This is a genomic window from Streptomyces sp. NPDC090032 (genome assembly GCF_044748025.1).
In the GTDB taxonomy this organism is placed as follows: domain Bacteria; phylum Actinomycetota; class Actinomycetes; order Streptomycetales; family Streptomycetaceae; genus Streptomyces.
The window spans coordinates 1-24,887 of sequence record NZ_JBIVFF010000008.1 but is presented as its reverse complement, the minus strand read 5'-3'; the positions used below and the strand labels follow the sequence as shown (position 1 = coordinate 24,887).

24 protein-coding genes and 2 pseudogenes are annotated in these 24,887 nt (G+C 70.8%); 14 read left to right on the top strand and 12 right to left on the bottom strand.

Annotation, left to right across the window (positions count from 1 at the left end):
- Positions 1–38: 38 nt before the first annotated feature.
- From ACIPWY_RS21055 to ACIPWY_RS21025, 7 genes are all read right to left on the bottom strand, one after another.
- Positions 39–1,235 carry an enolase C-terminal domain-like protein gene (locus ACIPWY_RS21055; RefSeq protein ID WP_362910794.1) on the bottom strand — a complete coding sequence of 399 codons (1,197 nt, stop codon included), beginning with the start codon at positions 1,233–1,235 and terminating at the stop codon, positions 39–41.
- Positions 1,226–2,194 carry a D-2-hydroxyacid dehydrogenase gene (locus ACIPWY_RS21050; protein ID WP_393706124.1) on the bottom strand — a complete coding sequence of 323 codons (969 nt, stop codon included), beginning with the start codon at positions 2,192–2,194 and terminating at the stop codon, positions 1,226–1,228. The genes ACIPWY_RS21055 and ACIPWY_RS21050 overlap by 10 nt, the downstream gene beginning before the upstream one ends.
- Entirely contained in the window at positions 2,191–3,195 is a 1,005-nt protein-coding gene (locus tag ACIPWY_RS21045; RefSeq protein ID WP_393706125.1) for a hydroxyacid dehydrogenase, read from the bottom strand. Before ACIPWY_RS21045 ends, ACIPWY_RS21050 begins: the two co-directional genes overlap by 4 nt.
- A complete protein-coding gene (locus ACIPWY_RS21040) occupies positions 3,192–4,460 on the bottom strand; it encodes a hypothetical protein (protein ID WP_393706126.1) in 1,269 nt (422 codons plus the stop codon). The genes ACIPWY_RS21045 and ACIPWY_RS21040 overlap by 4 nt, the downstream gene beginning before the upstream one ends.
- A gap of 4 nt (positions 4,461–4,464) precedes the next feature.
- A complete protein-coding gene (locus ACIPWY_RS21035) occupies positions 4,465–5,343 on the bottom strand; it encodes a carbohydrate ABC transporter permease (RefSeq protein ID WP_393706127.1) in 879 nt (292 codons plus the stop codon).
- On the bottom strand, positions 5,343–6,368 hold the full coding sequence (locus tag ACIPWY_RS21030) for a carbohydrate ABC transporter permease (protein ID WP_393706128.1): 1,026 nt from the start codon (positions 6,366–6,368) through the stop codon (positions 5,343–5,345). Before ACIPWY_RS21030 ends, ACIPWY_RS21035 begins: the two co-directional genes overlap by 1 nt.
- Positions 6,369–6,467: 99 nt before the next feature.
- On the bottom strand, positions 6,468–7,940 hold the full coding sequence (locus tag ACIPWY_RS21025) for an ABC transporter substrate-binding protein (protein ID WP_393706129.1): 1,473 nt from the start codon (positions 7,938–7,940) through the stop codon (positions 6,468–6,470).
- 336 nt (positions 7,941–8,276) lie between these two features.
- Between ACIPWY_RS21025 and ACIPWY_RS21020 the strand changes: the two genes are divergently transcribed.
- From ACIPWY_RS21020 to ACIPWY_RS21010, 3 genes are all read left to right on the top strand, one after another.
- The gene (locus ACIPWY_RS21020) at positions 8,277–9,104 is read left to right on the top strand and encodes a sugar phosphate isomerase/epimerase family protein (protein ID WP_393706130.1); all 828 of its coding nucleotides are present in this window, start codon (positions 8,277–8,279) and stop codon (positions 9,102–9,104) included.
- A 182-nt stretch (positions 9,105–9,286) separates the two neighbouring features.
- Positions 9,287–10,279: a LacI family DNA-binding transcriptional regulator gene (locus ACIPWY_RS21015; protein WP_393706131.1), complete on the top strand. Its 993-nt coding sequence runs from the start codon at positions 9,287–9,289 to the stop codon at positions 10,277–10,279.
- Between the two features lie 190 nt (positions 10,280–10,469).
- Positions 10,470–10,982, top strand: a complete 513-nt coding sequence (locus ACIPWY_RS21010) for a DinB family protein (RefSeq protein WP_393706132.1) — start codon at positions 10,470–10,472, stop codon at positions 10,980–10,982.
- 124 nt (positions 10,983–11,106) lie between these two features.
- On the opposite strand, the pseudogene ACIPWY_RS21005 reads toward ACIPWY_RS21010, so the two are convergent.
- Together ACIPWY_RS21005 and ACIPWY_RS21000 are read right to left on the bottom strand one after the other, a co-directional pair.
- A pseudogene (locus ACIPWY_RS21005) lies at positions 11,107–11,285 on the bottom strand (IS630 family transposase); the annotation flags it as partial.
- 88 nt (positions 11,286–11,373) lie between these two features.
- Positions 11,374–12,504 carry an NADH:flavin oxidoreductase gene (locus tag ACIPWY_RS21000; protein ID WP_393706133.1) on the bottom strand — a complete coding sequence of 377 codons (1,131 nt, stop codon included), beginning with the start codon at positions 12,502–12,504 and terminating at the stop codon, positions 11,374–11,376.
- Positions 12,505–12,724: 220 nt separating this feature from the next.
- On the opposite strand from ACIPWY_RS21000, the gene ACIPWY_RS20995 reads away from it, so the two are divergent.
- Complete coding sequence (locus ACIPWY_RS20995) at positions 12,725–12,940, top strand: hypothetical protein (protein ID WP_383891421.1); 216 nt, start codon at positions 12,725–12,727, stop codon at positions 12,938–12,940.
- Between the two features lie 100 nt (positions 12,941–13,040).
- Here the strand turns inward: ACIPWY_RS20995 and ACIPWY_RS20990 are convergent, their stop codons facing one another.
- Positions 13,041–13,694 carry a TetR/AcrR family transcriptional regulator gene (locus ACIPWY_RS20990; RefSeq protein WP_362910816.1) on the bottom strand — a complete coding sequence of 218 codons (654 nt, stop codon included), beginning with the start codon at positions 13,692–13,694 and terminating at the stop codon, positions 13,041–13,043.
- Between the two features lie 124 nt (positions 13,695–13,818).
- Between ACIPWY_RS20990 and ACIPWY_RS20985 the strand changes: the two genes are divergently transcribed.
- From ACIPWY_RS20985 to ACIPWY_RS20970, 4 genes are all read left to right on the top strand, one after another.
- Entirely contained in the window at positions 13,819–14,379 is a 561-nt protein-coding gene (locus ACIPWY_RS20985) for an NAD(P)H-dependent oxidoreductase (RefSeq protein WP_362910819.1), read from the top strand.
- A 175-nt stretch (positions 14,380–14,554) separates the two neighbouring features.
- Complete coding sequence (locus ACIPWY_RS20980; RefSeq protein WP_401534365.1) at positions 14,555–15,016, top strand: DUF6153 family protein; 462 nt, start codon at positions 14,555–14,557, stop codon at positions 15,014–15,016.
- Positions 15,017–15,132: 116 nt separating this feature from the next.
- Positions 15,133–15,834 carry a DUF305 domain-containing protein gene (locus ACIPWY_RS20975; RefSeq protein ID WP_362910837.1) on the top strand — a complete coding sequence of 234 codons (702 nt, stop codon included), beginning with the start codon at positions 15,133–15,135 and terminating at the stop codon, positions 15,832–15,834.
- A gap of 278 nt (positions 15,835–16,112) precedes the next feature.
- Positions 16,113–16,565: an STAS domain-containing protein gene (locus ACIPWY_RS20970; protein WP_362910823.1), complete on the top strand. Its 453-nt coding sequence runs from the start codon at positions 16,113–16,115 to the stop codon at positions 16,563–16,565.
- Between the two features lie 65 nt (positions 16,566–16,630).
- On the opposite strand, the gene ACIPWY_RS20965 is transcribed toward ACIPWY_RS20970, so the two are convergent.
- A complete protein-coding gene (locus tag ACIPWY_RS20965; protein ID WP_362910825.1) occupies positions 16,631–17,209 on the bottom strand; it encodes a TetR/AcrR family transcriptional regulator in 579 nt (192 codons plus the stop codon).
- Positions 17,210–17,462: 253 nt separating this feature from the next.
- On the opposite strand from ACIPWY_RS20965, the gene ACIPWY_RS20960 reads away from it, so the two are divergent.
- The 6 genes from ACIPWY_RS20960 to ACIPWY_RS20935 all read left to right on the top strand — a co-directional run bounded on the left by ACIPWY_RS20960 (position 17,463) and on the right by ACIPWY_RS20935 (position 24,702).
- Entirely contained in the window at positions 17,463–18,002 is a 540-nt protein-coding gene (locus tag ACIPWY_RS20960) for a 2Fe-2S iron-sulfur cluster-binding protein (RefSeq protein WP_362910827.1), read from the top strand.
- Positions 17,999–18,991 carry a xanthine dehydrogenase family protein subunit M gene (locus tag ACIPWY_RS20955; RefSeq protein WP_362910830.1) on the top strand — a complete coding sequence of 331 codons (993 nt, stop codon included), beginning with the start codon at positions 17,999–18,001 and terminating at the stop codon, positions 18,989–18,991. The genes ACIPWY_RS20960 and ACIPWY_RS20955 overlap by 4 nt, the downstream gene beginning before the upstream one ends.
- Positions 18,988–21,129, top strand: coding sequence for a xanthine dehydrogenase family protein molybdopterin-binding subunit (locus ACIPWY_RS20950; protein WP_393706135.1), 2,142 nt, complete (start codon positions 18,988–18,990; stop codon positions 21,127–21,129). The genes ACIPWY_RS20955 and ACIPWY_RS20950 overlap by 4 nt, the downstream gene beginning before the upstream one ends.
- The gene (locus ACIPWY_RS20945; RefSeq protein WP_362910833.1) at positions 21,122–22,276 is read left to right on the top strand and encodes an XdhC family protein; all 1,155 of its coding nucleotides are present in this window, start codon (positions 21,122–21,124) and stop codon (positions 22,274–22,276) included. The genes ACIPWY_RS20950 and ACIPWY_RS20945 overlap by 8 nt, the downstream gene beginning before the upstream one ends.
- A 356-nt stretch (positions 22,277–22,632) precedes the next feature.
- The gene (locus ACIPWY_RS20940) at positions 22,633–22,836 is read left to right on the top strand and encodes a cold-shock protein (RefSeq protein ID WP_100598391.1); all 204 of its coding nucleotides are present in this window, start codon (positions 22,633–22,635) and stop codon (positions 22,834–22,836) included.
- A gap of 330 nt (positions 22,837–23,166) precedes the next feature.
- Positions 23,167–24,702, top strand: a complete 1,536-nt coding sequence (locus ACIPWY_RS20935) for a DEAD/DEAH box helicase (protein WP_401534360.1) — start codon at positions 23,167–23,169, stop codon at positions 24,700–24,702.
- Between the two features lie 66 nt (positions 24,703–24,768).
- Here the strand turns inward: ACIPWY_RS20935 and ACIPWY_RS20930 are convergent.
- Positions 24,769–24,887: pseudogene (locus tag ACIPWY_RS20930) on the bottom strand (electron transfer flavoprotein subunit alpha/FixB family protein); the annotation flags it as partial.

Genomic DNA, 24,887 nt, shown 5'->3' with positions numbered 1-24,887 from the left:
TCCATGCGGCTGCCGGGGCGGGCCCGGCCCGGGATCGTTCAGCAGGCGAGTTCTCGTACCGTCCCTTCGTCGACGCCGATACCGAGGCCGGGGCCCGTGGGCACCTCGGCCGTTCCCCCGCGCACCCGGATCGTGGGTCCAGTGGCGTAGGGGCTGGTCAGGAACTGCCGGCCGTTGAGGTCGGCCGGAGCGACGAGGTCGTAGGCCGCGAAGAGGTGCAGGGACGCGGCGAGCCCGATGTCGGACTCGGTCAGGCCCGAACCCATCAGCGCCACGCCGCAGTCCTCGGCCAGCTGGCACTGGCGCAGCGCCAGGGTGAGCCCGGCGCACCTCTGCACCTTGGCGACGGCGATACCGATCGCGCTCCGCCGGACGAACGTGGCCAGGTCGGTGGGGTGGCGCAGGCTCTCGTCCACGGCGATCGGCACCGGGCTCAGGTCGCGCAGCCGGCGCAGGCCCTCGATGTCGTTGGCGGGCAGGGGCTGTTCGAGCGCCGCGATGTCCAGGGGGCCGAGCAGCCGGGCGAGGCGCAGGGCCGAGTCCTGTGTGCCGGCCTGGTTGGCGTCGACGACGAGGCGTGCTTCGGGAGCAGCCTCGCGTACGGCCGCGACGCGGGCGTACTCCCGGCTCTCGGGCTCTCCCGGCGTGAGCCCTGTCTTGATCTTGAAGTGCCGGTATCCGTGCGCCTGTCCCTCGGCGACCGAATCGGCGAGCGCCGCCGGATCGGAGCCGGTGGCGATCCAGCACAGGTCGACGGTGTCGTGGCGGCGCCGGCCCCACAGCTCGCCGAGGCCGACGTCACGGGACCGGGCCAGCGCGTCGTGCCACGCGACGTCGAGGGCGGCGCGGGCCAGCGGCATCCCGGTGGACCAGCCGCGCCGGATGGTGCGGTCGCACACCCGCACGAGGCCGTCGAGATCCCACAGCGGCAGCCCGGTCGCGGCCGGCGCCAGGTAGCGGCTGAGGGTCGACACGATGGACTCGGTGGTCTCGTACGTCCATGAGGGGATCGGCGTGGCCTCGCCCCAGCCGGTGCTGCCGTCCGAGGCGGTGACTTTGACCAGGACCCGTACGGCGGGCCGCCCCTTGACGGTCACGCCGCCGCCCGCGACCCCGAAGTCTCGCAGGGTGGGCAGGGCGACCGTAAAGGTCTCGATGCGCTCGACGGTGACCCCGGAACCGGATTCGGAGTCGGAACCGGAGTCGGCGGATGATTGCTCGGCGTTCAGAACCATTGCGCCTTGTCCACTACGTTGATCAACGGGCGCCCGGCGGCGAACCGTTGCGCGTTCTCCACGAGCACCTCGAAACGGCGCTCCGCGGCGTGCGGGCCCGCCCCCGCCACGTGCGGGGTGATGAGCGCGCGCGGGTGGTGCCACAGCGGATGACCGGCAGGGAGCGGCTCGCGCTCCATGACGTCGAGGGCGGCGCCGCGTAGCCGCCCCGTGTCCAGAGCGGCGACCAGGTCGTCGAGGCGGACGGTCGGGCCGCGGCCCACGTTCACCAGGCAGGCGCCGCGCTTCATCGCGGCAAAGCGGCCGGCGTCGAACAGCCCTTCCGTCCGCGGGGTGTGCGGAACGGTCACGATCACGATGTCCGCCTCGCCGAGCACCTCGTCGAGGCGGTCCGGCGCGGCGATCCGGGCGAAGCCGGGCGGCGGCGTCGTGACGCGGGCGTCGACCCCGTCCACCCGCGAGCCGAACGCGGCGAGCAGCCGCCCGGTCTCCGCGCCGACCGCCCCCGTCCCGACGACGAGGGCACGTGCCTCGCCGAGCGCGACGACCGCGCCGTCGGACCAGTCCGGTGCCCAGTGGGCGGCGGACTGGTCGCGCACGTAGCGGGGGATCTGCCGGGCGAGGGCCAGGACGAGGGCCAGCGTATGGGCGGCGACGTGATCGGTGTACGTGTCGCGCATGTTGGTCACCTGGACCGGGTGGCGCACCAGTGACGGATGGTAGAAGCCGGGCGGCGGTCCGGCCTGGGGAGCCTGCAACCAGCGCAACCGGTCGGCGGCGGCGAGGAGTTCGGGGGTGAGCGCGCCGTACGCGGCATCAGCCCGGCCCAGCGCCGCGGCGACGTCCTCCAGGCCCTGGGGAACGAGCACGTCGATTCCGGGGACCGCCTGCACGAGCCGTTCGGGCCAGGCACGCGTCTCCTCCGATGCGGGCGGCACCAGTACGAGGGTGAAGCTCATGCGGCATGCTCCATCGCTTGGGCGGCCACCTCGTGGCGCAGCGGCTGCCCGGCGACGTAGCGGTCCAGTTCCTCGGCCATGGCCCGGCCGAGGAGACGGCGCTCCGGGCCGAGACTGCCGGCGAGGTGCGGGGTGACCACCACGTTGTCGAGCGTGAACAGGGGTGAACCGGCGACGGCCGGCTCCGGGTCGGTGACGTCGAGTACGGCGAACAGGTCCGGCCGCTCTTCGAGTACGCGCAGCAGTGCGGGCTCGTCGATCAGTCCGCCGCGCGCGGTGTTGACGAGGGTGGCGTCGGGACGCATGGAGCGCAGCAGGGGTGCGTCGACCATGGCGTGGGTCTCGTCGAGCAGCGGGGCGTGCAGGCTCACGACGTCGCTGTGGGCGAACACACCTTCCAGAGTGGCCGGTTCGACCCCGAGGGTGCGCGCGGCAGCGTCGGACACGTAGGGGTCGTGGGCGAGGACGCGCACGCCGTGCCGGACGAGGAGCTTCGCGGTGGCCCGACCGGTGGCGCCGAGGGAGACGAGTCCGACGGTGGCGCCCGCGGTGCCGGGTTCGCTGCGGCGGACCGCGGCTGCCCGCGTGCGGCGCGCGGTCAGCGCGTAGCGCCAGCCGTGCTTGAGTGCGTACAGGATCTGGGCCAGCGCGAAGTCCGCGACCTTGTCGGCGATCACGGCACCGGCGGACGTGATGCGCACGCCGCTTTCCCACGACTCCTCGGTGACGACGGCCCGCACGGAACCGGCCGCGTACAGCACGAGCGACAGGCGCGGGGCGCGGGCGAGCAGGCCGGCGGAGAGGCGGGGAGCACCCCAGCCGGTGACGAGGACGTCGACGCCCGCCAGCGCGTTTCCGGATCCGGACAGGTCCGCCGCGGAACACGGCGGCTGCTCGATGGTCAAGTGCCGTTCTATGAGGGCGCGTTCGTCGGGTCCGTAGACGTCGTCGAAGCGTGCCGGGTCCATCACGTACATCCCGGTGAGTCGCTCGTTCGTCACGCTGTTCCTGTTCCTTCCCGTGTCGGTGTGGTGATGTCTGTGTCTGAGGTGTCTGAGGTGTCTGAGGTGTCTGTGGTGGCCGCTGCCGCGCGCAGGGCGCGCAGTCGGGCGGGTGAGGCCAGGCCCGCGTGGTAGTAGCGGAATCGCTGCGCTCCGGCGGCCCGCAGCCGTGCCACGCGGCGGGCGAGGGCCCCGGAAGGCTCGTCCAGGACGGATACGTTGGCGATGACCGGGCGCGGGCTCGCTGCCACGGCGTCCTTGACGCGTGCCGCCGAACGGTCCTCGTCGTCCCAGCACTTGACGACCATGGCGGAGGCGGGCCCGTCGTAGCGGCCCAGGTCGAGTCCGCTGTCGGGGCCGGTGGCCTGCGGGTCGCCGTCGGCCATCAGGAGCAGTTCACGGTCCGGCGCCTCGGCCGCGATACGGCGCGTCAGGTCCTCGATGACTTCTCGCCGGTGGCCCAGCACGGCCTGTGCCGACTGCTCGCCGAGCGATTCGGCGAAGCTGTCCGGCGCGCGCCGCCCGTCCCGCAGCTCCGCGTCCACGGTGCGGCGCACGGCTGCGGCGACGGCGGCCGGGTCCGCGCCCGCGGCCTCGATGCCGCGGCGGCACTTCCCGCACAGGCAGATCGAGAGGAGGTTCCGACAGCCGGCGCTGAGGTCGGCGCCCGCGGTCTTCTCGTGGTGGCTGCCGTGCTCGAAGCCGAGCCAGCCGCACGCTTCGAGCATCAGCGCGGGAACCTGCGCGGCGTCGTAGCGCGCACAGAAGGAACGCACCAACTGACGTGCGTACTCCGTCACTTCGGGCTGTGCAGGACAGAGCGCATAGCCGTACCGCTCGTCGAACGCGTTGCGCACCGTCAGATCGGGGGCCCGGTCGCCCAGTGACGTGTTGTGCGTGAGCACCAGCCACGCCTCGACGCGCAGCCCATGCCCGCGCAGGGCCGAGGCCGCCGTGCCGAACCGGTCGCGCACGTCGACACCCCAGCCCGGCGCGGCAGGTCTCAGGCGGGTGCCGCGCCAGTCGTGCGGATCGAGCGGGAAGTACGCGGCGGCGTGCGTGGCGTGCACGATGCGGTGGGCGGGGTGGTGCGGCGTCATGGCGCGCACCGAGTGGTACGCGGCCTGGAGGACGACGGCGCCCACGCCGAGCGAGGCGATGCGTTCGGCTGCCGCGGGGTCGCCCACCAGGTCCCAGGTGTAGGCGAACGCGCCGTCTCGTCGGGTGGAGCCTGCTCGGGTGGAGCCTGGCGGCTCGGTGGTCACGGGGTCACTCCTTGGTGGCGCCGGCCAGGCCGCGCACGAAGTAGCTCTGGAAGGAGATGAAGACAACGAGCATGGGAATGACGGACAGCGTCATTCCGGCGGCGAATCCGGTCCAGTCCACGGAATGCTCGCCCTTGAAAGACAGCATGCCGACCGCGAGATTCTGCAGATCCGGCTGGCCGAGGGTGAACACCAACGGGATGTTGAATTCATTCCAGTTGCTGATGAACTGGAAGATGACGACCACTGCGATGACGGGTTTCGCGAGCGGCAGGACGAGCCGGAACGTGCGCAGGAAACCGGCGCCGTCCAGCTTCGCCGCGTCGAACAGATCGCTCGGCACGCCCGCGAAGAACCCGATGAACAGCAGCACGTACAGCGCGCCCGCCGCACCGGACATCGCCAGGATCACGCCGGCCCGGGTGTTCAGCAGACCGAGACTGTCCACGAGGACGAACTGCGGAATGATGATGGAGGCCACCGGCACGAAAAGAGTGGCGACGATCAGCCGGTGCAGGGCCTTCCGGCCGGGGAATTCGTAGCGGGCCAGAATGTAGCCGCACAACGCCGACTTGAAGAGTTCGACGAGCGTGGACACGACCGCGTAGACGACGGTGTTGAGGAAGAACTTCGAGAATCCGGCGTCCACCCACGCGCGCCGGAAGTTGTCGAAGTTCCACTGATCGGGCATCAGACTGGCGCCGCCGGTGAACAGACCGTTCTGCGTCTTGAACGCACCCGTGACGATCCACAGGAACGGATAGACCCAGATGAGGCCGATCACGATGAGCAGCGGCAGCGCGACGAGGTTGGCCCGTGCGGGCCGCGACAGCCTCTTTGCGCGTGCCGCCGCTCTGGGTATGCGGAGTTCGGGACGAGGCATCAGACTCCGTACTCCTTCCGCAGCTTCTGCGCGCGCCGCACGAACAGGCCCTGACCGGTGACGAGGAGGAACGCCATGACGGAGAACAGCAGGGCCGCGGCCGAGGCGTATCCGTAGGCGAAGGGCATCGAGCCGAACGCCTGCTTGTAGATGAAGTACGAGACGACGTACGTGCTCGTGCCGGGGCCGCCGCCGGTCAGCGTGACGACGAGCCCGAACACGTGCATCGCGTTGACCAGGGCGAGCATCACGATGACGACGGCGACCGGGCGGATCAGCGGCAGGGTGATCCGGGTCAGCTTCTGCCACTCACCGGCACCGTCGAGGGCCGCTGCCTCGTACAGCTCGTCGGGCACGTTCTGCAGCGCGGCCATCCAATAGATCATGTACTGGCCGAACACCTGCCAGACCGAGATGAGGATCAGCGCCAGCATCGCCGTCCAGCGGTTGGCGAAGACATCGGTCGTACCGTCGGTCAGACCGAGGCCGTGCAGCGCGGAGTTGAGTGCGCCGTTGGACGGGTTGAGCAGATAGGTGAAGACGAGGCCCGCCATGGCCACCGGGATGATCAGCGGCGCGAAGAAGACGGTCCGCAGCGCCTTCTTCGCCCGTAGCCACTTGCGCGTCATCACCAGGGCGGCGAACAGCGAGAGCGGCAGTTTGATCAATGTCGTGCCGACGGCGAACAGCAGGGTGTTGACGACGGCCTGCCAGAACAGCGGGTCGCCGAGTACGCGGCTGTAGTTGCCGCCGCCGACGAAGTTGTTCAGCGGCCCGGTGCCGGACCAGTCGAAGAACGAGTAGAAGACCGTCGCGATCAGCGGCCACAGCGTGAACCCCAGATACAGGACGAGGAACGGCAGGAGGAAGGCCGCCACCCACAGCCGGTCGCGTCCTTCGGCGCGTTCACGGTTCCCGTCCGGCGGCGGCGCGGGCCGGCGCCGGCCCGCCCGGCTGCGCAGGCGGACGGCGGTGGGGGCTGTGTCGGGTGGACGCGAACTGGTGGGGGTGGGGGCGAGAGCCATGTGAGGTCCTTTGCGGTCCTGTCCGAAGGTCGTCTGCCGAAGTCCGTCTGACGAAGTTCGTCTGACGAAGTCCGTGTGACGGGAGCGGGGCCTGAGCTGCTACTCGGCCGGTCGGTAGTCGGAGGTGTACGACCAGTCGGGGAACGTGAAGCAGTCCATGGAGACCTTCAGGCCCTTGGCCGCCTCCTTCTTCAGCTCGGAGGTGAGGGTCTTCTGCCGCTGGCCGACGATCCGTTCGGCCTCGGGTCCCAGGGACTTGCCGGAGTTCAGCGCCCCGGACATCGCCTCGTACTCCCAGGTGGGCCGCTGGCCGATCGCCTTCACATACGCCGTGGACCTGACCAGGTCGGGGCACTTGGCGACGGGCAGCGGCAGCTTCACGCGGAAGGCGGGCTCATCGGCGATGCGCATGATCTGCTGGATCGCCGGGTCCTTGATGTAGCGCTTGTTGTCCGCGAACGCCAGCGTTCCGAAGCCGCCCGCCAGGTACTGCCTGGCGAAGTATCCGTCCGGCTGCGTCATCCAGTTCAGGAACGTCCAGGCGGCCTTGGACTGCTTGCTGTCCGCGCTCACCCAGTATTTGTTGCCGTCGGGCTGGCTCCACAGGGAACCCTTGCTGCCCGAGTCGGGGACCGGATGCGCGGCCACCGTGTATCCGGAGGAGTCCAGGCCGAGGGTCTTGAGTACGGACGGCAGCCAGGTGCCGTCCATCATGATCCCGGCCTGGCCGGCGGCGAACTGCTGCCGGGAGAAGTTCTTGTCGTTGTTGCCGGGAGCCAGATAGCCGTCCTTCTTGAGCTCCTGGATGAACGAGAACACCTTCTGCGCCTGCGGTTCGGACAGCGAGAACGTGCCCTTCCTGTAGTCGAAGAACAGGTCGTTGGTCGTGTACTCACCCGCGGCGAGGGCGTAGAAGACGCGCTGGAGGTCGACGTCCTTGGTGGGCGACGCGATGCAGTACGCCTTCGTCCTCTCCTTGATGCGGGCGCAGGCGCTCTTCAGGTCGGACCAGGTCTTGGGCGGGTTCGTGGTGTCGAGGCCCGCGTCCTTGAAGACCTTCTTGTTGAGGAACATGTAGCCGGGGCCCCAGTAGGTGCTCTCCGACAAGGGGAACCCGTAGGTCTTGCCGCCGAGTTGGTTGACGCCCTCGGTGAACGACCCCTTGGGCCAGCGCTTCGTGAAGGTGGCGGGCAGCGCGGCGCCGCCGTTCAGCGGCTGGATCCACTTCTGGCCCATCAGCTGGGACATCGCCAGCGGGCCGTTGTCGCTCCAGTAGAAGATGTCCGGCCCCTGGTGGCTCTGGAAAGCCAGGGGGAGCGTCCGCTTGTACTCGTCCTGCGCGATCGACTGCCACTGCACGGTGATGCCGGGGTGCTGCCGGTGGAACTCCTCGGCGACCTTCTTGTGGAAGTCCGTCTGCTCCGCCGAGTAGTCCCAGATCTTCAGCGTGGTGCCCGAGCTTCCCGAGCCCCCGCCGCACGCCGCGAGCAGCGGCACCACCAACGCGCAGGCAAGGGCCGACCTGCCGCCCGCCCTGGATACCCGCGCTCTGATTCCTGTCCCTTTGCCCATCGGTCGGCTCCTGCTCTGTCGAGACGGCGGCCTTGGCGGCCCTGACAGCCCTGACGGCCTTGAGGTCCTGAGGTCCTGAGGTCCTGAGGTCCTGAGGTCCTGAGGTCCTGAGGTCCTGAGGTCCTGAGGTCCTGACGGTCCTCGGGACCGAAGCGCGGATGACGTTAGGGCGCATCACCAAGGTGAGCAAGCGTTTTCACAGATTCAAAATTGCCGATCCTGTGTAGCCGTTGATGTGCATGACCAATGACCTGGCACTTTTCATGGATCAAGAAGCTGGAGGTCGAAGAGGAGGTAAGTTCAGGGAACGCTTTCACGAGAAGGAAGGGGTGTGTGGTGAGGGTTCTGGTTCTCACGAAGCCGTTCGGGGATCTGCCGCCGCGCCGGCTGGCAGACCGGCTGGCGCAGGCCGGTGCCGACGGCGCGGATCTGCTGATCAGGGACGGGCAGACCGTCACGCCGGGCACGGTGGAGCGCATCGCCGAGACGGCTCGGGCCCTGCGGGGCAACGGACTCGACCTCGGCATGGTCAGCACGGACCTGACCGTGGCGGACGGCGAGGCGGAGCGCGTCATCGGGCACTGCGCCGAGGCGGGGGCCACCCTGCTGCGCCTCGGCTTCTACCGCTACGACGCCCGGATCGACCACGCCGCGGCCGTCGACCGGGCCCGCCGGGGCCTCGCGGGCCTCGCCGAACTCGCCGCACGCCATGGCGTCCGGCTCGTACTCGCCCTGCACCACGGGACATTGCACCCGTCGGCGGCGCACGCGGCACGGCTCCTGGCAGGCCTCGACGGCATCCACGTCCACCCCGACCCCGGCAACCAGGCCAAGGAGGGCAGCGAGCACTGGCGCCTCACCTTGGACGTGATCGGCGGTCCGGGCCGGGCCGGCTGCGTGGGCGTGAAGAACGCGGTGTGGGAGCAGGAGGCGCGGTCCGGCGACTGGGCCTGCGTCTGGCAGCCGCTCGCCGACGGAGGCGTCGTGCCCTGGCGCACGATCCTGTCCGGGCTCGGGGCGCTCGGCTACGCAGGGCCGCTCTCCCTGCACGTCCACTACGCGACCGACGATCCGTTCGCCGCGGTCCGCCGGGACGTCGCCCACCTGCGAGGACTCCTGCTCGAAGCGGGGAGTGGCACATCGGCCGACGGCACGACGAACTAGGCTGGCGAAAGAGGATGGGCAACGGGGAGCTGGCTTTGGTTACTTCACAGGTTCCGGACGCGAAGGACGGCTCCGGCGCGTCCGCGGGGGCGCGCCGCATGACGCGGGAGCGGTCCGAAAAAACCGGAACGCAGAGCTCGGCAGGCCCGGCCGCCGGGCGGAAGGGCGCCCGGTCGCGGCGCGTGACGATCACGGATGTCGGTACGGCGGCCGGAGTGTCCACCTCCACCGTCTCCCGGGTGCTCAACGGCACGGCCCGCGTCGACCCCGAACTCGTCCGCCGAGTGCACGACGCGGTGGCCGAACTCGGCTACCGGCCCAACGCCGCGGCGCAGGGCCTGGCCCGCGGCGAGGCCGGTGCCATCGGCGTCCTCGTGCCCGACCTGGCCAACCCGTACTTCCCCGATGTCCTCAAGTCCGTTTCCGCGGTGGCCCGTTCGCACGGGCGGCGGGTGATGGTGATGGAGTCGGACGAGGACGCGGCGAGCGAGCACGAACTCGCGGAGGACCTCATGGGGTGCTGCGACGGAGTGCTCCTGTGCTCCCCGCGCATGGAGCGCACCGCCCTGGTCGACCTGGCCTTGCGCGGCCACCACGTCGTCCTGGTCAACCGCATCGTTCCCGGGCTGAACATCCCTTCGGTCTCCGCCGACTTCTACGGCGGAATGACCCTGGTCTGCGGACACCTCAGCCAGCTCGGACACCGCCGCGTCGCCTATCTGAGCGGGCCCGAGGCATCCTGGGCGAACGCGGAACGCATCCGCGCCTTCGACGCCGCCGCGGCGTTCGGCGTCGAGGTCACCGTGATCCCCTGCGGCCACACGGCCCGGCACGGCTACGACGCGGCGACCGCCGTCCGCGACCTGGACGTCACCGCGGTCGTCGCGTACAACGACCTCGTGGCGCGAGGCGCGGCGAGCGCGCTGGAGGAGTCGGGCGTGCGCGTGCCCGACGACATGGCGGTCATCGGCTGCGACGACATCTCTCCCCTCGACGACCTGCCCGGCTCGCGCCGGCTCACCACGGTCTCGATGGCCCGGGACGAACTGGGCCGCCAGGCCGCCGAGACCCTGGAGGCCCTGATGACGGCCTCCGGCGACACGGAACCCCGCCTGATCCCGATGGAACTACGCGTACGCGAGACGAGCGCGGCCCCGTCGACGCGGTCCCGGTGAGCCCGATTCGAGCAGCCTCGCGTCCTGGCCCTCGATGCCGGTGAGCGGCCCCACCCGCCACAGTCGCCTCACCCGCCACAGCCGGAGCCAGAGCCCGGGATTCACGGCGAACCGCGGGTCCCGGCTTCTAGCACAAAGGGGGAAAGGGCCTGAAGAGGGCTCGTCTCACGCCGCTGGCGATAATCGACCGATGAACCCCGTCGAACGCCCTGTGCCGCCCCTGAACGCCGACGAGCGCACCACGCTCGAAAGCTGGCTCGACTTCCACCGCACCACACTGGCCATGAAGTGTGAGGGTCTGGACGATGAGCAGGCTGCCGTCGCGTCCGTGCCGCCGTCCCGCTTCACGTTGACCGGCCTCGTCCAGCACATGGCGGAGGTGGAGCGGAACTGGTTCCGCCGAGTGTTCGCCGGAGAACAGGCTCCGCCCATCTTCGACCCGCAGGCCGACCCGGACGGTGTGGACGGCGGCTTCGAGCTGGCTTCGGGCACCACCTTGGGCGACGCCCTCGCCACCTGGCACGCGGAGATCGCCCGCGCTCGCGAGCTCTGCGTCGATCATGCGCTGGCCGACACCGGTCGCTTCATGGAGCAGGACGTCAGCCTGCGCTGGATCTACGTCCACATGATCGAGGAGTACGCCCGCCACAACGGCCACGCCGATCTGGTGCGGGAACGCATCGACGGCACCACTGGCGTGTAGCGCGGATCAGGCAGCGTCGGCCTGTCGACGACGGCGCGCAGGCGCCGGTCGTCGGCGTGGCGGTTTCGCCGGATGAGGTAGCGGCGGATCATGCTGCCCTGCCCCTTGTGGTCGGCGTGATCCTGGTGAACGACACCTCGGCGATCTTCGCCCCTGCCATGTCCTGTGCGGACAGCAGCACCATCGGGGCCCGCCGCCAGGTCACCACCGGGTCACCACCGACCCCGTGCCACGACGAATGATCCGTGGTAGTCGCCGGCCTTCGTCGTCATCGATCTCACGGACGGGTACTCGTTCTGCCATCCGCCCAGCCAGAACACCGCGCGCCGCCCAGGACAGAACCCGGACGGCGCGTCACCTCACAACGGGGCGAACGTTGCCTGATGCGGCACTAGCTCAGGGTCTTGAGCGCCGCTGCCGCGTCGTACGGCTTCAGGTCCTCGAAGCGGCCCGCCAGGACCTTCGCCGCCCAGTCGGGGTCCTGGAGCAGGGCCCGGCCGATGGCGACCATGTCGAACTCGTCGCGCTCCAGGCGGTCGAGGAGGTCGTCGATTCCCTTGACCGCGGAGCCCTCGCCCGCGAAGGCACGGATGAAGTCGCCGTCGAGGCCCACGGAGCCGACCGTGATGGTGGGCTTGCCGGTGAGCTTCTTGGTCCAGCCCGCCAGGTTCAGGTCGGAGCCGTCGAACTCCGGGCTCCAGTAGCGGCGGGTGGAGGCGTGGAAGGCGTCGACGCCGGCCTCGGCGAGCGGGGCGAGGATCGCCGCCAGCTCCTGCGGGGTCTCGGCGAGCCGCGCGTCGTAGGCCTCCTGCTTCCACTGCGAGTAGCGGAAGATCACCGGGAACTCGGGGGAGACGGATCCACGGATCGCGGCGACGATCTCGGCGGCGAACTTCGTACGGGCCACGGCGTCGCCACCGTAGGCGTCGGTACGGCGGTTGGTCCCCGCCCAGAGGAACTGGTCGAGCAGGTAACCGTGGGCGCCGTGCACCTCGACGCCGTCGAAGCCGATGCGCTCGGCGTCCTCGGCGGCCTGCGCGAACGCGCCGATGACATCGTCCAGGTCAGCCTGCGTCATCGCCTTGCCCGTGCCCTCGGTGCCGTCCATGCGGAGGCCGGACGGGCCGACGGCCGGAGCCTCGGCGAAGGGCGGCTTGCCCTGCTGGCGCACCATGCCGATGTGCCACAGCTGCGGCACGATCGTGCCGCCCGCCGCGTGCACGTCCTCGGCGACCTTCGCCCACCCGGCCAGCTGCTCCTCGCCGTGGAAGCGCGGCACCCGGTCGCTCTCCCCGGCCGACGCGTGGCCGACGTACGTTCCCTCGGTGACGATCAGGCCTACGCCCGCGGCGGCGCGGCGGGAGTAGTACGACCTGACGTCCTCGCCCGGGATGCCGTTCGGCGAGAACATGCGCGTCATGGGCGCCATCGCGATGCGGTTCGGGACTTTCAGGCCGTTCAGCGCGACGGGGCGGGACAGGATCTCGGCAGCGCGGGAAACGGGCGACGCGGCATCAGTCACGGAGTGCTCCTCTTAAGTACCAGTCGGTATGTGCACAAGCATGGAATCCGCGTGTGCCAACCGTTCTGGACCTCATGGCATTCCGTAGGTCAGCCGCGCCCCCTGTGATCCCGGCCACGACTGAAGGGCCTGAGGGCCGGAGCGTTCGAGTGTGAGTGCGAGTGGGGGTGCGTTTTCGGGGTGACTGGACCATTCTGGAGGTATGGCCGAAGGTGCGCCCGTGACCGTGCATCCGCCCCTGCCTGACGGCGGCCGGCGGGTGACGATTCGCGGCAAGGACGTGGGGACCGCCAACAACCTGCTCGACGTCCTGGAATTCCTGCGGGCCGCGGGCCTTCCCGAGGCGGACACGACCGTCGACGACCCGGAACTGATCGACTGGCACGGCGCGGGGCCCGACTACTGGGGCCCGGACGGGCCGGAGACGGCCGAGTGACCGGTCACCCGTAGGGCGTTCGCGCCGGTCACCCGCAGGGCGTTCGCGTCAGCCGGTCAGGGTGTGCGCGCAATCCGTTCAGGCCATTTACGCGAGCCGGTCAGGGCGTGTGCGCGAGTCGGTCGACCAGGTCGTGCCATCCCGCCTCCACGCGGTCGAGCGGCATGCCCCGCTCCCCGGTCAGGTGGTGGACGAGTGCCGTGTCCGCGGCGGCCAGCAGCGTGTGCGCGAGCAGATCGGTGTCGCCCCGCACGCCCGCCTGGCGCAGCAGCAGCATGACGTGCGTGTGGCGCAGGCGGTTCGCCGGGACCGCGTAATTGCGCACGGGGTCCGTGCGGGCGGCGAGGATCAGCCCGTGATGGTCCCGCTCGTGGCGGATGAGGGCCGGTCCGAAGGCGTGCAGGCGCTCCAGGGCGGGCGCGTCCGGGCCCAGGGGCGGCGGGCCCGACAGGAACGCCGCCTGAAGCTGCTGCTCCTGGTGGTCGAGAAGGGCGATGAGCAACCCGGTGCGGTCGCCGAACCGCCGGAAGACCGTGCCCTTGCCCACTCCGGCCGCGGATGCCACGGCCTCCATGGTCAGGTTCGCCGCCCCGCACTCGGTCAGCAGCTGCAATGCGGCTTCCAGCAGGCGCGTGCGGTTTCGGGCCGCGTCCGCCCGCAGCGCGGGCCGGTCGTCCGCCGGTGTCAGGGTGAGGTCGGTCGGTCCGCATGAGGCGCTGGACGTCGTTACGGGAGGGGGGATCGGGCCGGTCATGGCTTCAGAGTAGCGCCGGGAACAGGAAAGTGGACCGCGGTCCGGATCGGTGGTACAAATTTAAACGGACTTCGGTCCGGTTGGACCCGCACGAGATCCATACTCACTTATCTGGAGTTCTGCCATGTCTGTTCGCGTTCTCGCCCTCGTCGGAAGCCTCCGCGCCGGTTCCCACAACCGTCAGCTCGCCGAGGCCGCGGCCAAGCACGCGCCCGCCGGCGTCGACATCCAGCTCTTCGACGGCCTCGCCGACGTGCCGTTCTACAACGAGGACATCGACGTCGAGGGAAGCGTCCCCGCCGGGGCCCAGCGGCTGCGTGAGGCCGCCGGTCAGACCGACGCCTTCCTCCTCTTCTCGCCCGAGTACAACGGCACCATGCCGGCCGTCCTGAAGAACGCCATCGACTGGCTGTCCCGCCCGTACGGCGCCGGCGCCATCTCCGGCAAGCCGGTCGCCGTCGTCGGTACCGCGTTCGGCCAGTACGGCGGCGTGTGGGCGCAGGACGACGCGCGCAAGGCCGCGGGGATCGCCGGTGCCGCGGTGCTCGACGACGTGAAGCTGTCCATCCCCGGCTCCCTGACGCGCTTCGCCGAGACCCACCCCGCCGACGACACCGAGGTCGCGACCGCCCTTGCCGAGGTCGTGGGCCGCCTGAGCGAGCAGGCCACCCCCGCCGCTGCCTGACGCTCCCGGCGCGAATGCGGCCGGAGGTCCGGGACGAAGCTGTCCCTGACCTCCGGCCGTTCCCGTTCCGGGTGACCCCTTTCGGATTCCGGGTGAACCCGGGGCGGGCCACGAACGGCTGATCCGAAGCGGCCCTGGAGCGCGCACGCCGATCCGCTCTGTCTACGATGCAGCGGTGACCACCCGCCTCGGACCGCCCGCGCGACCGCAGTTGACGCTGCGGCTCCTCGGGCTGCTCGTCGGCGCCGTGCTCCTTGGCCTGGTCGGCATGCACGGCCTGGGACCCGTACCGGCGGACGGGCATGGTGCGATGCATCCCACCGCCGCGTCCGCGATGGGTGCCGCCGGCCCCGCCGACTCGGACAGCCATGCCGGGCCCGGACAGCGAGGCGTCAAGGCTTCCGCTGCCGACGCGTGCGAGCACGGAGAGGATGGCTGCGGCGGGCACATGGCACACGCCGACGCGGTGTGCGCCTCCGCGTCCGTCGCCGGACCCCCGGCAGTCGACCCCGCGCTGCTCCCCGACGTGATCGCCTGCCCCGCCGGCCCCGAGGCCCGCACTTCCTCGGCCGGCAACGGCCCCGACGGCGGCCGTGCCCCGCCGTCACTCTCCGAACTCCAACTCCTGCGGATCTAGAACGGCCCGCGCGGTGCCGTACGCCCCAAGGGGCGGCGCCGCGCTCGCGCGAGCCCTTCACCGAAGATCAGCACCAGGAGTTCCGCATGACCGCACACCGCCTGACCACACACGGAATGACCGCATACCGCACGTTCGTCCGGCGTACCGCCGTCGCCGCCACCGCAGGGGCGGCTGCCCTGGCCCTCGCCGCATGCGGCAGCGACAAGCCGGCCGGGGGGCACGACATGGGTGCGAAGGAGTCCGGTTCACGTCCGGCCGCGTCGACCCAGGCCGACGGCCACAACAGCGCAGACGAACACGACACCACAGACGCTCACAACAGCGCCGACATCTCCTTCGCCAAGGAGATGATCCAGCACCACCGGCAGGCCGTGGAGATGGCCGAACTGGCCGAGGGTCGCGCCGCGTCGAAGGACGTGAAGGGCCTCGCCGCCAAGATCAAGGGGGCCCAGGACCCCGAGATCGAGAAGATGTCAGGCTGGCTCACCGCATGGGGTGAGAAGGTCCCCGCCGACACGTCGGGCATGGACCACGACATGTCCTCGCCCATGCCCGACATGGACCACGACATGTCCTCGTCCATGCCCGGCATGATGAGCGCCGGTGACATGGACGAGCTCAAGAAGGCGTCCGGCGGCGACTTCGACAAGAAGTTCCTCGCGATGATGGTCAAGCACCACGAGGGCGCCGTCACGATGGGCAGGACCGAGAAGTCCGACGGCAAGTACGGCCCCGCGACGCAACTCGCCGCCGACGTCGTGACCGCGCAGACCGCCGAGATCGAGCAGATGAACAAGATGCTCGGCAAGAGCTGAAGAAACCCGCGTCGGCGCGTCGCGCACCCCGTCGGCCAGGCGCCGGCGGGGTGCGCGCCCACGCTGCTCCCTGCCGGACCCGTGACGGCACGCGCGATCGGGGGCATCGTAGGAGACCCGCACCGCAACGGTCGCCCGGCGTCCGCACCGGCCGTGAATCGGGGCCCGCTACGGCCTGATCCTGCCGGCCCGGGTCACTCGTCCGGTTCGGGAACCGGCGCCGGTGTGTGCGAGGCTCGACGCCAAGGGCCTTCGTACGTCGGCCGGATGGAGGTGCGATGTCCACGCAGAGCCACCGTTTGATGATCACCGAGCTGGCGAGCTGCGACGGCTGCGCGGTGCTGCGGGTCAGCGGCGAACTCGACCAGAGCGGTGAGGAACTGTTCCTGAGCACGCTCGGCGCCTGCGTCGACGCGGGCCACCCGTACCTCGTCCTCGACGTCACCGCGCTCTCCTTCTGCGACTCGCGCGGTCTCTACTGCCTGCTGGCCATGCGGTGGCTGCTGGACCGCCGAGGCGGCAGGCTCCTCCTGGCGGGGGCCGGGCGGCGGCTGACCGAACTGCTCACCCAGACGGGCAGCGTCGATCTGCTCCCCGCCCAACGGTCCGTCGGCCAGGCCCTGTTGTCGCTGCCTCCCTCGCACCGGCCGGTCTGGCCACCCGTAGCGAGGCCGGACGCACTGGACGACGGGCCGCCCAGACCTCCACGGCCACGGCCTCCATCACCCTGACCGATCCCGATCCCCGGTTCTGTCCCGGTCAGCCTGGGCCTGCGGGCGCGCGTGACTCGCCCGCCTCACGCGGTCCCCGGCGCTCCGGCGCGCAGGCCGTCCATGACGAGGTCGAGCAGCCGGCCGGCGCGCGACTGCCAGTCGCCGTGCGGGTCTATCTGCCAGAGCCCGGCGATGGCGAGGGCGAAGTCGTCCGGTGTCACCCCGGGGCGGATCATGCCCGCCTCCTCGTTCGCCTTGAGCAGGAGCGACATGGCCGACGTCACCGGGCCGTGGCCGAGGGCGGCCAGACTGCCGCGTGTGGTGGCCTGACGCAGCGCGTCGGCCAGCCCTGCCTTCGCCATGGCGTACTGGGCGAGGCGGTCCATCCACGCGCGCAGGGCCTCGTCGGGTGCGCGGGTGGTGAGCAGGTGGGACGCGGTGTCGGCGACCTGCTGCATCTCGTAGCGGTAGACCTCGAGCACGAGGGACTCACGGTTGGGGAAGTTGCGGTAGAACGTGCCCTGGCCGACGCACGCCTTCTTCGCGATCGCGCTCAGCGGCGCGTCGGCCGACCGCGTCAGCTCGGTCAGCGCCACTTCCAGGATTCGGTCGCGATTGCGTTGCGCGTCCGAGCGCAGCGGTGCGTCCTTCTTCGGCTGCACCCGTCCCCCTTCCGAGAAACACGAACCGGTCCACCCTTGCTAAGCGGACAGGTGTCCGTTAGGTTCGGACGTAGTGGACACTTGTCCGCTTAGGTTCACCATAGCGGCAGACTCGGCTCGAGCGGAGGGCCGGTGGCCGGTGCAAGTGGCTTTTCGGCCGACGGGCGCGCGATACGCCCAAAATCCTCCCTCTCCGTACAGACCTTGCGCTACGTACAGCCCCTCGCACCCCATGAGCGAAAGAAGGCTGATCATGGCCCCATCGACGTCCAGCGTCATCACGCTGAACATCAATGGTGAGAAGTACACGCTGCCCGTCGATCACCGCACCACCCTCCTCGACGCCCTGCGCGAGCGGCTCGATCTGCCGGGCACCAAGAAGGGCTGCGACCAGGGCCAGTGCGGTGCCTGCACGGTGCTGCTCGACGGCCGCCGCGCCGTCTCCTGCCTGCAGCTCGCGGTGGCCGCAGAGGGGCGTGAGATCACCACCATCGAGGGCGTGGCCGGCGCCGACGGACTGCATCCGGTGCAGCAGGCCTTCCTCGACCTCGACGGGTACCAGTGCGGATACTGCACCCCTGGCCAGATCTGTTCGGCCCTCGCGGTCATCGAGGAGCACGCGGCGGGCTGGCCGAGCGCCGTGACCGCCGACGTACGGCCGGAGGCGGGGGTTCCACCGCTGAGCGCCGACGAGATCCGGGAGCGGATGAGCGGCAATCTGTGCCGGTGCGGTGCCTATGTGTCGATCGTCAACGCCGTCGCCCGCGCCGCCGGAACGGAGGCAGTCGCATGAGGGAATTCGGTTACGAGCGCGTCTTCGACGTACCCGCCGCGGTCGGCCTGCTCGACGCCGACCCCGACGCGCGCTATCTGGGCGGCGGCACCAACCTCGTGGACCTGATGAAGACCGGCGTGGAGAGGCCCGCCCGGCTCGTCGACGTACGGGAACTGCCGCTCGACGGCATCGAGTTGACGCCCGACGGCGGCCTGCGTATCGGAGCGACGGCCACCAACAGCGACCTCGCCGCCCATCCCGAAGTGCGGCGCCGCTACCCGATGCTGGCGCAGGCGGTCCTCGCCGGCGCCTCGGGCCAGCTGCGCAACATGGCCACCGTCGGCGGCAATCTGCTCCAGCGCACCCGCTGCGGCTACTTCACCGACCTGGCCAAACCCTGCAACAAGCGTGTCCCCGGCAGCGGTTGCCCCGCGATCGAAGGGGAGCACCACAACGCGGCGATCCTCGGCGCCTCCGCCCACTGCGTCGCCGTCCACCCCTCGGACATGGCAGTGGCGCTCGCCGCGCTCGACGCCGTCGTCTCGTACGAAACGGTCGACGGCCCGGGCGAGCTGCCGCTCGCGGAGTTCTATCTGCCCGTGGGCGAGACCCCGCACCTGGAGACCGCGCTGCCGCCCGGCGCGCTGATCACCGCCGTCACCCTGCCCCCGGCGCCGGTCGCCGCCCGCTCCCGCTACCGCAAGGTCCGCGAGCGCGCGTCCTACGCGTTCGCGATCGGATCCGTCGCCGCCGCGCTCGACGTCAGGGACGAAACCGTCCAGGAAGTGCGCCTCGCCTTCGGGGCGGTCGCGTCCCGGCCCTGGCGCGCACACGAGGCCGAACGCGTCCTGACCGGCGGCCCGGCGACCGCCGAGGCCTTCGCCGCCGCCGCGGACGCCGAGCTCGCGGCCGCCGAGACGCTGCCCCACAATGGATACAAGGTGACGCTGATGCGCAATCTCGTCGTGGCCGTGCTGAGCGAACTCGCCGAGGAGGCCGTGCGATGACCACGACCACCCGCACCGCGGCGGTGACGGGCGCCGTCGGCGCCGCCCACGTCCGCGTGGAGGGGTACGACAAGGTCACCGGAGCCGCGCGCTACGCGGGAGACATCCCCTTCGCCGATCTCGCCCACGGATGGCTGGCGTTGTCGACGGTCGCCCGAGGGCGCGTCCTCGCCGTGGAGTCCGAGGCCGTCCTCGCCATGCCCGGCGTACTCGCCGTGCTGCACCACGGGAACGCCCCGCGCGTCGACGGCGAGTACATGAGCATGCTCGGCCCGCCCGATCCCGCCCTCCAGGTCTTCCAGCACGACCGTGTGCCGTACGTCGGCTGGCCCGTGGCCCTCGTCGTCGCCGAGACGTCGGAACAGGCCAGGGAGGCCGCGGAGGCGCTGGTCGTGCGGTACGAGGAGGAGCCGCACGACGTCGCGTTCTCGGCCGGCCGCCCCGGTATGTACACGCCTGAGAACTCGCCCGACATGGTGGCGGAGAAGGGAGACGTCGAAGCCGGACTCGCCGCCTCCGCCTTCGTGGTGGACGAGGAGTACACCACCCCGGAGGAACACCACAGCTCCATGGAGCCGCACGCGGCGACCGCGCGCTGGGACGGCGGCCGTCTCGAAGTCGTCGACTCGAACCAGGGAAGCATGTGGGTGGCCGACGAGCTCGCCAAGCTCTTCTCGCTCGACGCGGCCTCGGTGCGGGTGCGGTCCGAGCACGTCGGCGGCGCCTTCGGCTCCAAGGGCGTCCGCCCGCACCACGTGGCCGCCGCGATGGCCGCCACGACTCTCGACCGCCCGGTGCGTGTCGTACTGACGCGCCGTCAAATGTTCACGGTCACCGGCTACCGCAGCCCCACCGCCCAGCGCGTGCGGCTCGGCGCCGACCCCGACGGAAGGCTGCGCGCCTTCGACCACCAGGCGGACTGCCTGACGTCGACCGTCAAGGAATTCGTCGAGCTGAGCGCCGCGTACGGGCGCATCATGTACGAGGCCGACGCGCACCGCACCGTCCACCGCGTCGTGCCGCTCGATGTGCCGACCCCGACGTGGATGCGTGCGCCCGGCGAGGCTCCCGGCTCGTTCGCCGTGGAGTCCGCGCTCGACGAACTCGCCGAGAAGTGCGGCGTCGACCCGATCGCGCTGCGCGTGCGCAACGAACCCGCTGTGGGACCCGTGTCCCGCCTCCCGTTCAGCAGCCGCAACGTGATCGCCTGCTTCGACGAGGGCGCCCGCAGGTTCGGCTGGGCCGGGCGCGACCCGCGTCCCGGCCGGCGCCGCGAGGGTCGCTGGCTGCTCGGTACGGGCACTGCTGCCGCCACGTACCCCTCGGGCGTCGCCCCGTCCACGGCGGCCGTGACCGCCGAGGCCGACGGCACCTACACCGTCCGGATCACCGCTGCCGACGTCGGCACCGGCGCCCGCACCGCGCTCACCCTGATCGCGGCGGACGCCATGGAGGTGCCCCCGGAGCGGGTACGGGTGCGGATCGCGGACAGCGACTTCGGCCCAGCGTGGGTCGCCGGCGGCTCGATGGGCACCCGCTCCTGGGCGTGGGCCGTCACCACGGCGGCGGGCGCCCTGCGCGAGCAACTGGCCCTGGGTGGCGACATCCCGGCCGAAGGGATCACGGCCCGCTCGGACACCACGGAGGCCGTCGCCCGGCTGACACAGAAGGAACGGCACTCCTTCGGCGCCCAGTTCGCCGAGGTCGCCGTCGACGTCAGCACCGGCGAGGTGCGCGTACGGCGCATGCTGGGCGTCTTCGCGGCCGGCAAGATCGTCAACCCGCTGACCGCGCGCAGCCAGTTCATCGGCGGGATGATCTGGGGACTGTCCATGGCACTGCACGAAGAGGCGGTCAGGGACCAGGCCACGGGCGGCCATGTCGGGGCCGACCTCGCGGGCTACCACTTCGCCGCCAACGCCGACGTACCCCTGATCGAGGCGGACTGGGTCGACGACCCGGACGTGGACGACCCCGTCGGGATCAAGGGCGTCGGCGAGATCGGCATCGTGGGCGCGGCGGCCGCCGTGGCCAACGCGGTCTGGCACGCGACCGGCGTCCGCCACCGGCACCTGCCGATCCGGCCCGACCGCGTCCTGTCGGCCGGAGCCCCCGCCGAAGGTGACGGCGATGCTTGACATCGCCGACGAGCTGAACCGGTGGGCCGGGCAGGGCCGGGACTTCGCCGTCGCCACCGTCGTCTCGGTGGGCGGCAGCGCACCCCGCCCGCCCGGCGCCGCCCTCGCCGTCGACAGCGAGGGCACGGTCATCGGCTCGGTCTCCGGCGGCTGCGTCGAGGCGGCGGTCTACGAACTGTGCGTCCAGGTGCTCCAGGACGGCGGGTCCGTCATCGAGCGGTTCGGCTACAGCGACGAGGACGCCTTCGCCGTCGGTCTCACCTGCGGCGGGGTCATCGACGTCCTCGTCACGCCGGTGCGCGCCGACGCGCCGGACAGGCCCGTGTTCGCGGCGGCGCTCGCGGCCGCCGCCCGGGGCGAGACGGCCGCGCTCGCCCGGGTGGCCCGGGGGCCGGCCGAACTGCGGGGTGGGGCGATGCTCGTCAGGGCGGACGGCTCGTACGAGGGAGGGCTCGACGGAGGCTCCGGCCTTGAGCGGACCGTGGCGGCCGAGGCGCAGGCCCTGCTCGCGGCGGGCCGCACCAGCACGTTCGACCTCTCGGCCGACGGCTCCCACTGCGACGCCGACCTGACCCTCTTTGTCGAGTCGAGCGTGCCGCCGCCCCGGATGATCGTCTTCGGCGCCGTCGACTTCGCGGCGGCGCTGGTCCGTGCGGGCAAGTTCCTCGGCTACCACGTGACGCTGTGCGACGCCCGCCCCGTCTTCGCCACGCGGGCCCGCTTCCCCGAGGCGGACGACGTCGTGGTCGACTGGCCGGACCGCTACCTGCGGAGCACCACGACCGACGAACGCACGGTCCTGTGCGTGCTCACCCATGACGTGAAGTTCGACATCCCGCTCCTGGAGATCGCGCTGCGGCTGCCCGTCGCCTTCGTGGGGGCGATGGGCTCACGCCGCACCCACGAGGACCGCGACCGCCGCCTGCGCGCAGTCGGCCTGACAGGCGAGGAGCTGTCGCGCCTGCACTCACCGATCGGCCTGGACCTGGGCGCCCGCACCCCCGAGGAGACGGCCCTGTCCATCGCCGCGGAGATCATCGCGTCGAGACAGGGCGGCACGGGCGCGCCCCTGACGGCTTCGCGAGCACCGATCCACCACAACGGCGACACGGGGGAGCGGCGCCGGACGATGTCGGGGCGGAGCTGAGGGGCGGATCTCAGGGGCAGGGGGAGGCAAGGGCAGGCGCTTTTGCGGGCCCGACCGGTCTTCGCTGAAGTGAATACCGGGCGCCGGGGGCCCCGCGTTTTGAGCAATCTGGGGTGAAGGTTCACGGCGACGCGCCAAATATTCTGGCTCCCCGTGCTCCGAAGGCCGTCTCGTGCTAGTCTTGATCTCAGTTGCAGTTGTGGTTCCCATAGATACTTCAAGTGCCTTAGGTAACTTCACGTTGCCGGGCGCTTTTCTATTTCCGGATGCATTTTTCCGGGCGGGGCGATCATTGCGGCGACGCCGGGGTCCGCACAGTGTGGGCCTCGGGCACTGCCCCGAAGGAGAATTTGCATATGGCTACTGGCACCGTGAAGTGGTTCAACTCGGAAAAGGGCTTCGGCTTCATCGAGCAGGAGGGTGGCGGCCCCGACGTCTTCGCCCACTACTCGAACATCGCCACCCAGGGCTTCCGTGAGCTTCAGGAAGGCCAGAAGGTGAACTTCGATGTCACGCAGGGCCAGAAGGGCCCGCAGGCGGAGAACATCGTTCCCGCCTGACGCTGAAGCGTTGAGCGCAGCTGGTGCCCGTACCCCAGTGGTACGGGCACCAGCTTGTTGCTGTTTGCGGGGTATCCAGCCCGGGTAGGCACGTCCACCGGGTGGCACACCACCCCGGCGGGGCGCGTAGACCCCCGCACCTCCATTGATCCGGCCCGTCCGAGAGCGGCCTGCCGCAGCGGAATCCCAGTATTCCGAGTCAGGCGCCGCGATTCTCCGCACCGGCGCGCCGGTTGATTTTCAGTCTGTTATTCGGCTCGTTCTTGCAATTCGTCCGGCACTCGTATGCCGGGAATTCCTCGATACGTGCCATATCGAGGAAGGTTCTCCATGAACCGTTCAGCTCGCACGAACGACCGTTACTCCAACCCCCGCAGGGGCTCCGCCGGCGGTGACCGGGGCGCCCGTTTTCGACCCCAGGGCCAGGGCCAGGGACGCACCGGCGGCAAGAGCTCCGGCGGCTACGGGCGCAGGCCCTCCGCGCCGCAGGGCGAGTTCGCCCTGCCCGTCACCGTCACGCCCGCCCTCCCCGCCGTCGAGACCTTCGGTGAACTCGACCTGCCGGCCGAGCTCCTCAAGACGCTCACCGGCCTCGGTGTGACCGTGCCGTTCCCGATCCAGGCGGCGACCCTGCCGAACTCGCTCGCGGGCCGGGACGTCCTCGGCCGCGGCCGCACCGGCTCCGGCAAGACCCTCGCCTTCGGGCTCGCGCTCCTCGCGCGCCTCGCAGGTCAGCGCGCCGAGGCCAAGCAGCCTTACGGCCTGATCCTCGTCCCCACGCGAGAGCTCGCCCAGCAGGTCACCGAGGCGCTCACCCCGTACGCGCGGTCGCTGAGGCTGCGGATCGCCACTGTCGTCGGCGGAATGTCCATCGGCCGTCAGGCCAGCGCCCTGCGCGGTGGTGCCGAGGTCGTCGTGGCGACGCCCGGACGACTCAAGGACCTCATCGAGCGCAAGGACTGCCGCCTGGACCGGGTGAAGATCACCGTCCTGGACGAGGCCGACCAGATGGCGGACATGGGCTTCATGCCGCAGGTCACCGAGCTGCTCGACCTGGTGCACCCCGAGGGCCAGCGGATGCTGTTCTCGGCCACCCTCGACCGCAACGTCGACCTGCTGGTACGCCGCTATCTGAACGACCCGGTCGTCCACTCCGTCGACCCGTCGGCGGGCGCCGTCACCACGATGGAACACCACGAGCTGCATGTGCACGGTGCCGACAAGTTCGCCGCCGCGACCGAGATCGCGGCCCGCGACGGGCGGGTCATCATGTTCCTGGACACCAAGCACGCCGTCGACCAGTTCACCAAGCACCTGCTCGGCAGCGGCGTGCGGGCCGCCGCCCTGCACGGCGGGAAGTCCCAGCCGCAGCGCACCCGCACCCTGGCCCAGTTCAAGGCCGGTACGGTCACGGCGCTCGTCGCCACGAACGTCGCGGCGCGCGGCATCCACGTCGACAACCTCGACCTCGTGGTCAACGTCGACCCGCCGAGCGACCACAAGGACTACCTGCACCGCGGCGGCCGTACGGCCCGTGCCGGTGAGTCCGGCAGCGTCGTCACCCTGGTCCTGCCCAACCAGCGCCGCGACATGAGCCGGCTGATGCGCGACGCCGGGATCCGGCCGCAGATCACCCAAGTCCGTTCCGGCGAGGCCGAGTTGAGCCGTATCACCGGCGCTCAGGCGCCCTCCGGCGTCCCGATCGCCGGCCCCGCGCCGGCCGCCGAGCGGCCCAAGCGCGGCGGAGCCCCGTTCCGCGGCATGGGCTCGCGCCCGGGCCGCGCCGGCGGTGACTCGCGCCGCACGTCCGAGGCCCGCCAGCTCGCCGACGCCCGCAAGGCCGCGCGGGTCCGCCGCGCCGGCTGAGCCATATGTACAAAAGCCGGGGGCCCGGGACCGATATCGGTCCCGGGCCCCCGGCTTTCGCTGTTGTCAGCCCTTGCGGGTGGTGACGTTCTCGGTGAGCTGGGGGACGACGTCGAAGAGGTCGCCGACGACGCCGTAGTCGACGAGGTCGAAGATGGGGGCTTCGGCGTCCTTGTTGACCGCGA

What these genes read in the sequence shown, in the direction of transcription:
- ACIPWY_RS20955 (WP_362910830.1), top strand. Translation starts at nt 17,999, where the DNA reads ATGAGGGAATTCGGTTACGAGCGCGTCTTCGACGTACCCGCCGCGGTC.
- ACIPWY_RS20950 (WP_393706135.1), top strand. Translation starts at nt 18,988, where the DNA reads ATGACCACGACCACCCGCACCGCGGCGGTGACGGGCGCCGTCGGCGCC.
- ACIPWY_RS20960 (WP_362910827.1), top strand. Translation starts at nt 17,463, where the DNA reads ATGGCCCCATCGACGTCCAGCGTCATCACGCTGAACATCAATGGTGAG.
- ACIPWY_RS21025 (WP_393706129.1), bottom strand. Translation starts at nt 7,940, where the DNA reads ATGGGCAAAGGGACAGGAATCAGAGCGCGGGTATCCAGGGCGGGCGGC.
- ACIPWY_RS21055 (WP_362910794.1), bottom strand. Translation starts at nt 1,235, where the DNA reads ATGGTTCTGAACGCCGAGCAATCATCCGCCGACTCCGGTTCCGACTCC.
- ACIPWY_RS20975 (WP_362910837.1), top strand. Translation starts at nt 15,133, where the DNA reads ATGACCGCATACCGCACGTTCGTCCGGCGTACCGCCGTCGCCGCCACC.
- ACIPWY_RS21010 (WP_393706132.1), top strand. Translation starts at nt 10,470, where the DNA reads ATGAACCCCGTCGAACGCCCTGTGCCGCCCCTGAACGCCGACGAGCGC.
- ACIPWY_RS20940 (WP_100598391.1), top strand. Translation starts at nt 22,633, where the DNA reads ATGGCTACTGGCACCGTGAAGTGGTTCAACTCGGAAAAGGGCTTCGGC.
- ACIPWY_RS21050 (WP_393706124.1), bottom strand. Translation starts at nt 2,194, where the DNA reads ATGAGCTTCACCCTCGTACTGGTGCCGCCCGCATCGGAGGAGACGCGT.
- ACIPWY_RS20985 (WP_362910819.1), top strand. Translation starts at nt 13,819, where the DNA reads ATGTCTGTTCGCGTTCTCGCCCTCGTCGGAAGCCTCCGCGCCGGTTCC.
- ACIPWY_RS20970 (WP_362910823.1), top strand. Translation starts at nt 16,113, where the DNA reads ATGTCCACGCAGAGCCACCGTTTGATGATCACCGAGCTGGCGAGCTGC.
- ACIPWY_RS20945 (WP_362910833.1), top strand. Translation starts at nt 21,122, where the DNA reads ATGCTTGACATCGCCGACGAGCTGAACCGGTGGGCCGGGCAGGGCCGG.
- ACIPWY_RS21030 (WP_393706128.1), bottom strand. Translation starts at nt 6,368, where the DNA reads ATGGCTCTCGCCCCCACCCCCACCAGTTCGCGTCCACCCGACACAGCC.
- ACIPWY_RS20935 (WP_401534360.1), top strand. Translation starts at nt 23,167, where the DNA reads ATGAACCGTTCAGCTCGCACGAACGACCGTTACTCCAACCCCCGCAGG.
- ACIPWY_RS20990 (WP_362910816.1), bottom strand. Translation starts at nt 13,694, where the DNA reads ATGACCGGCCCGATCCCCCCTCCCGTAACGACGTCCAGCGCCTCATGC.
- ACIPWY_RS21035 (WP_393706127.1), bottom strand. Translation starts at nt 5,343, where the DNA reads ATGCCTCGTCCCGAACTCCGCATACCCAGAGCGGCGGCACGCGCAAAG.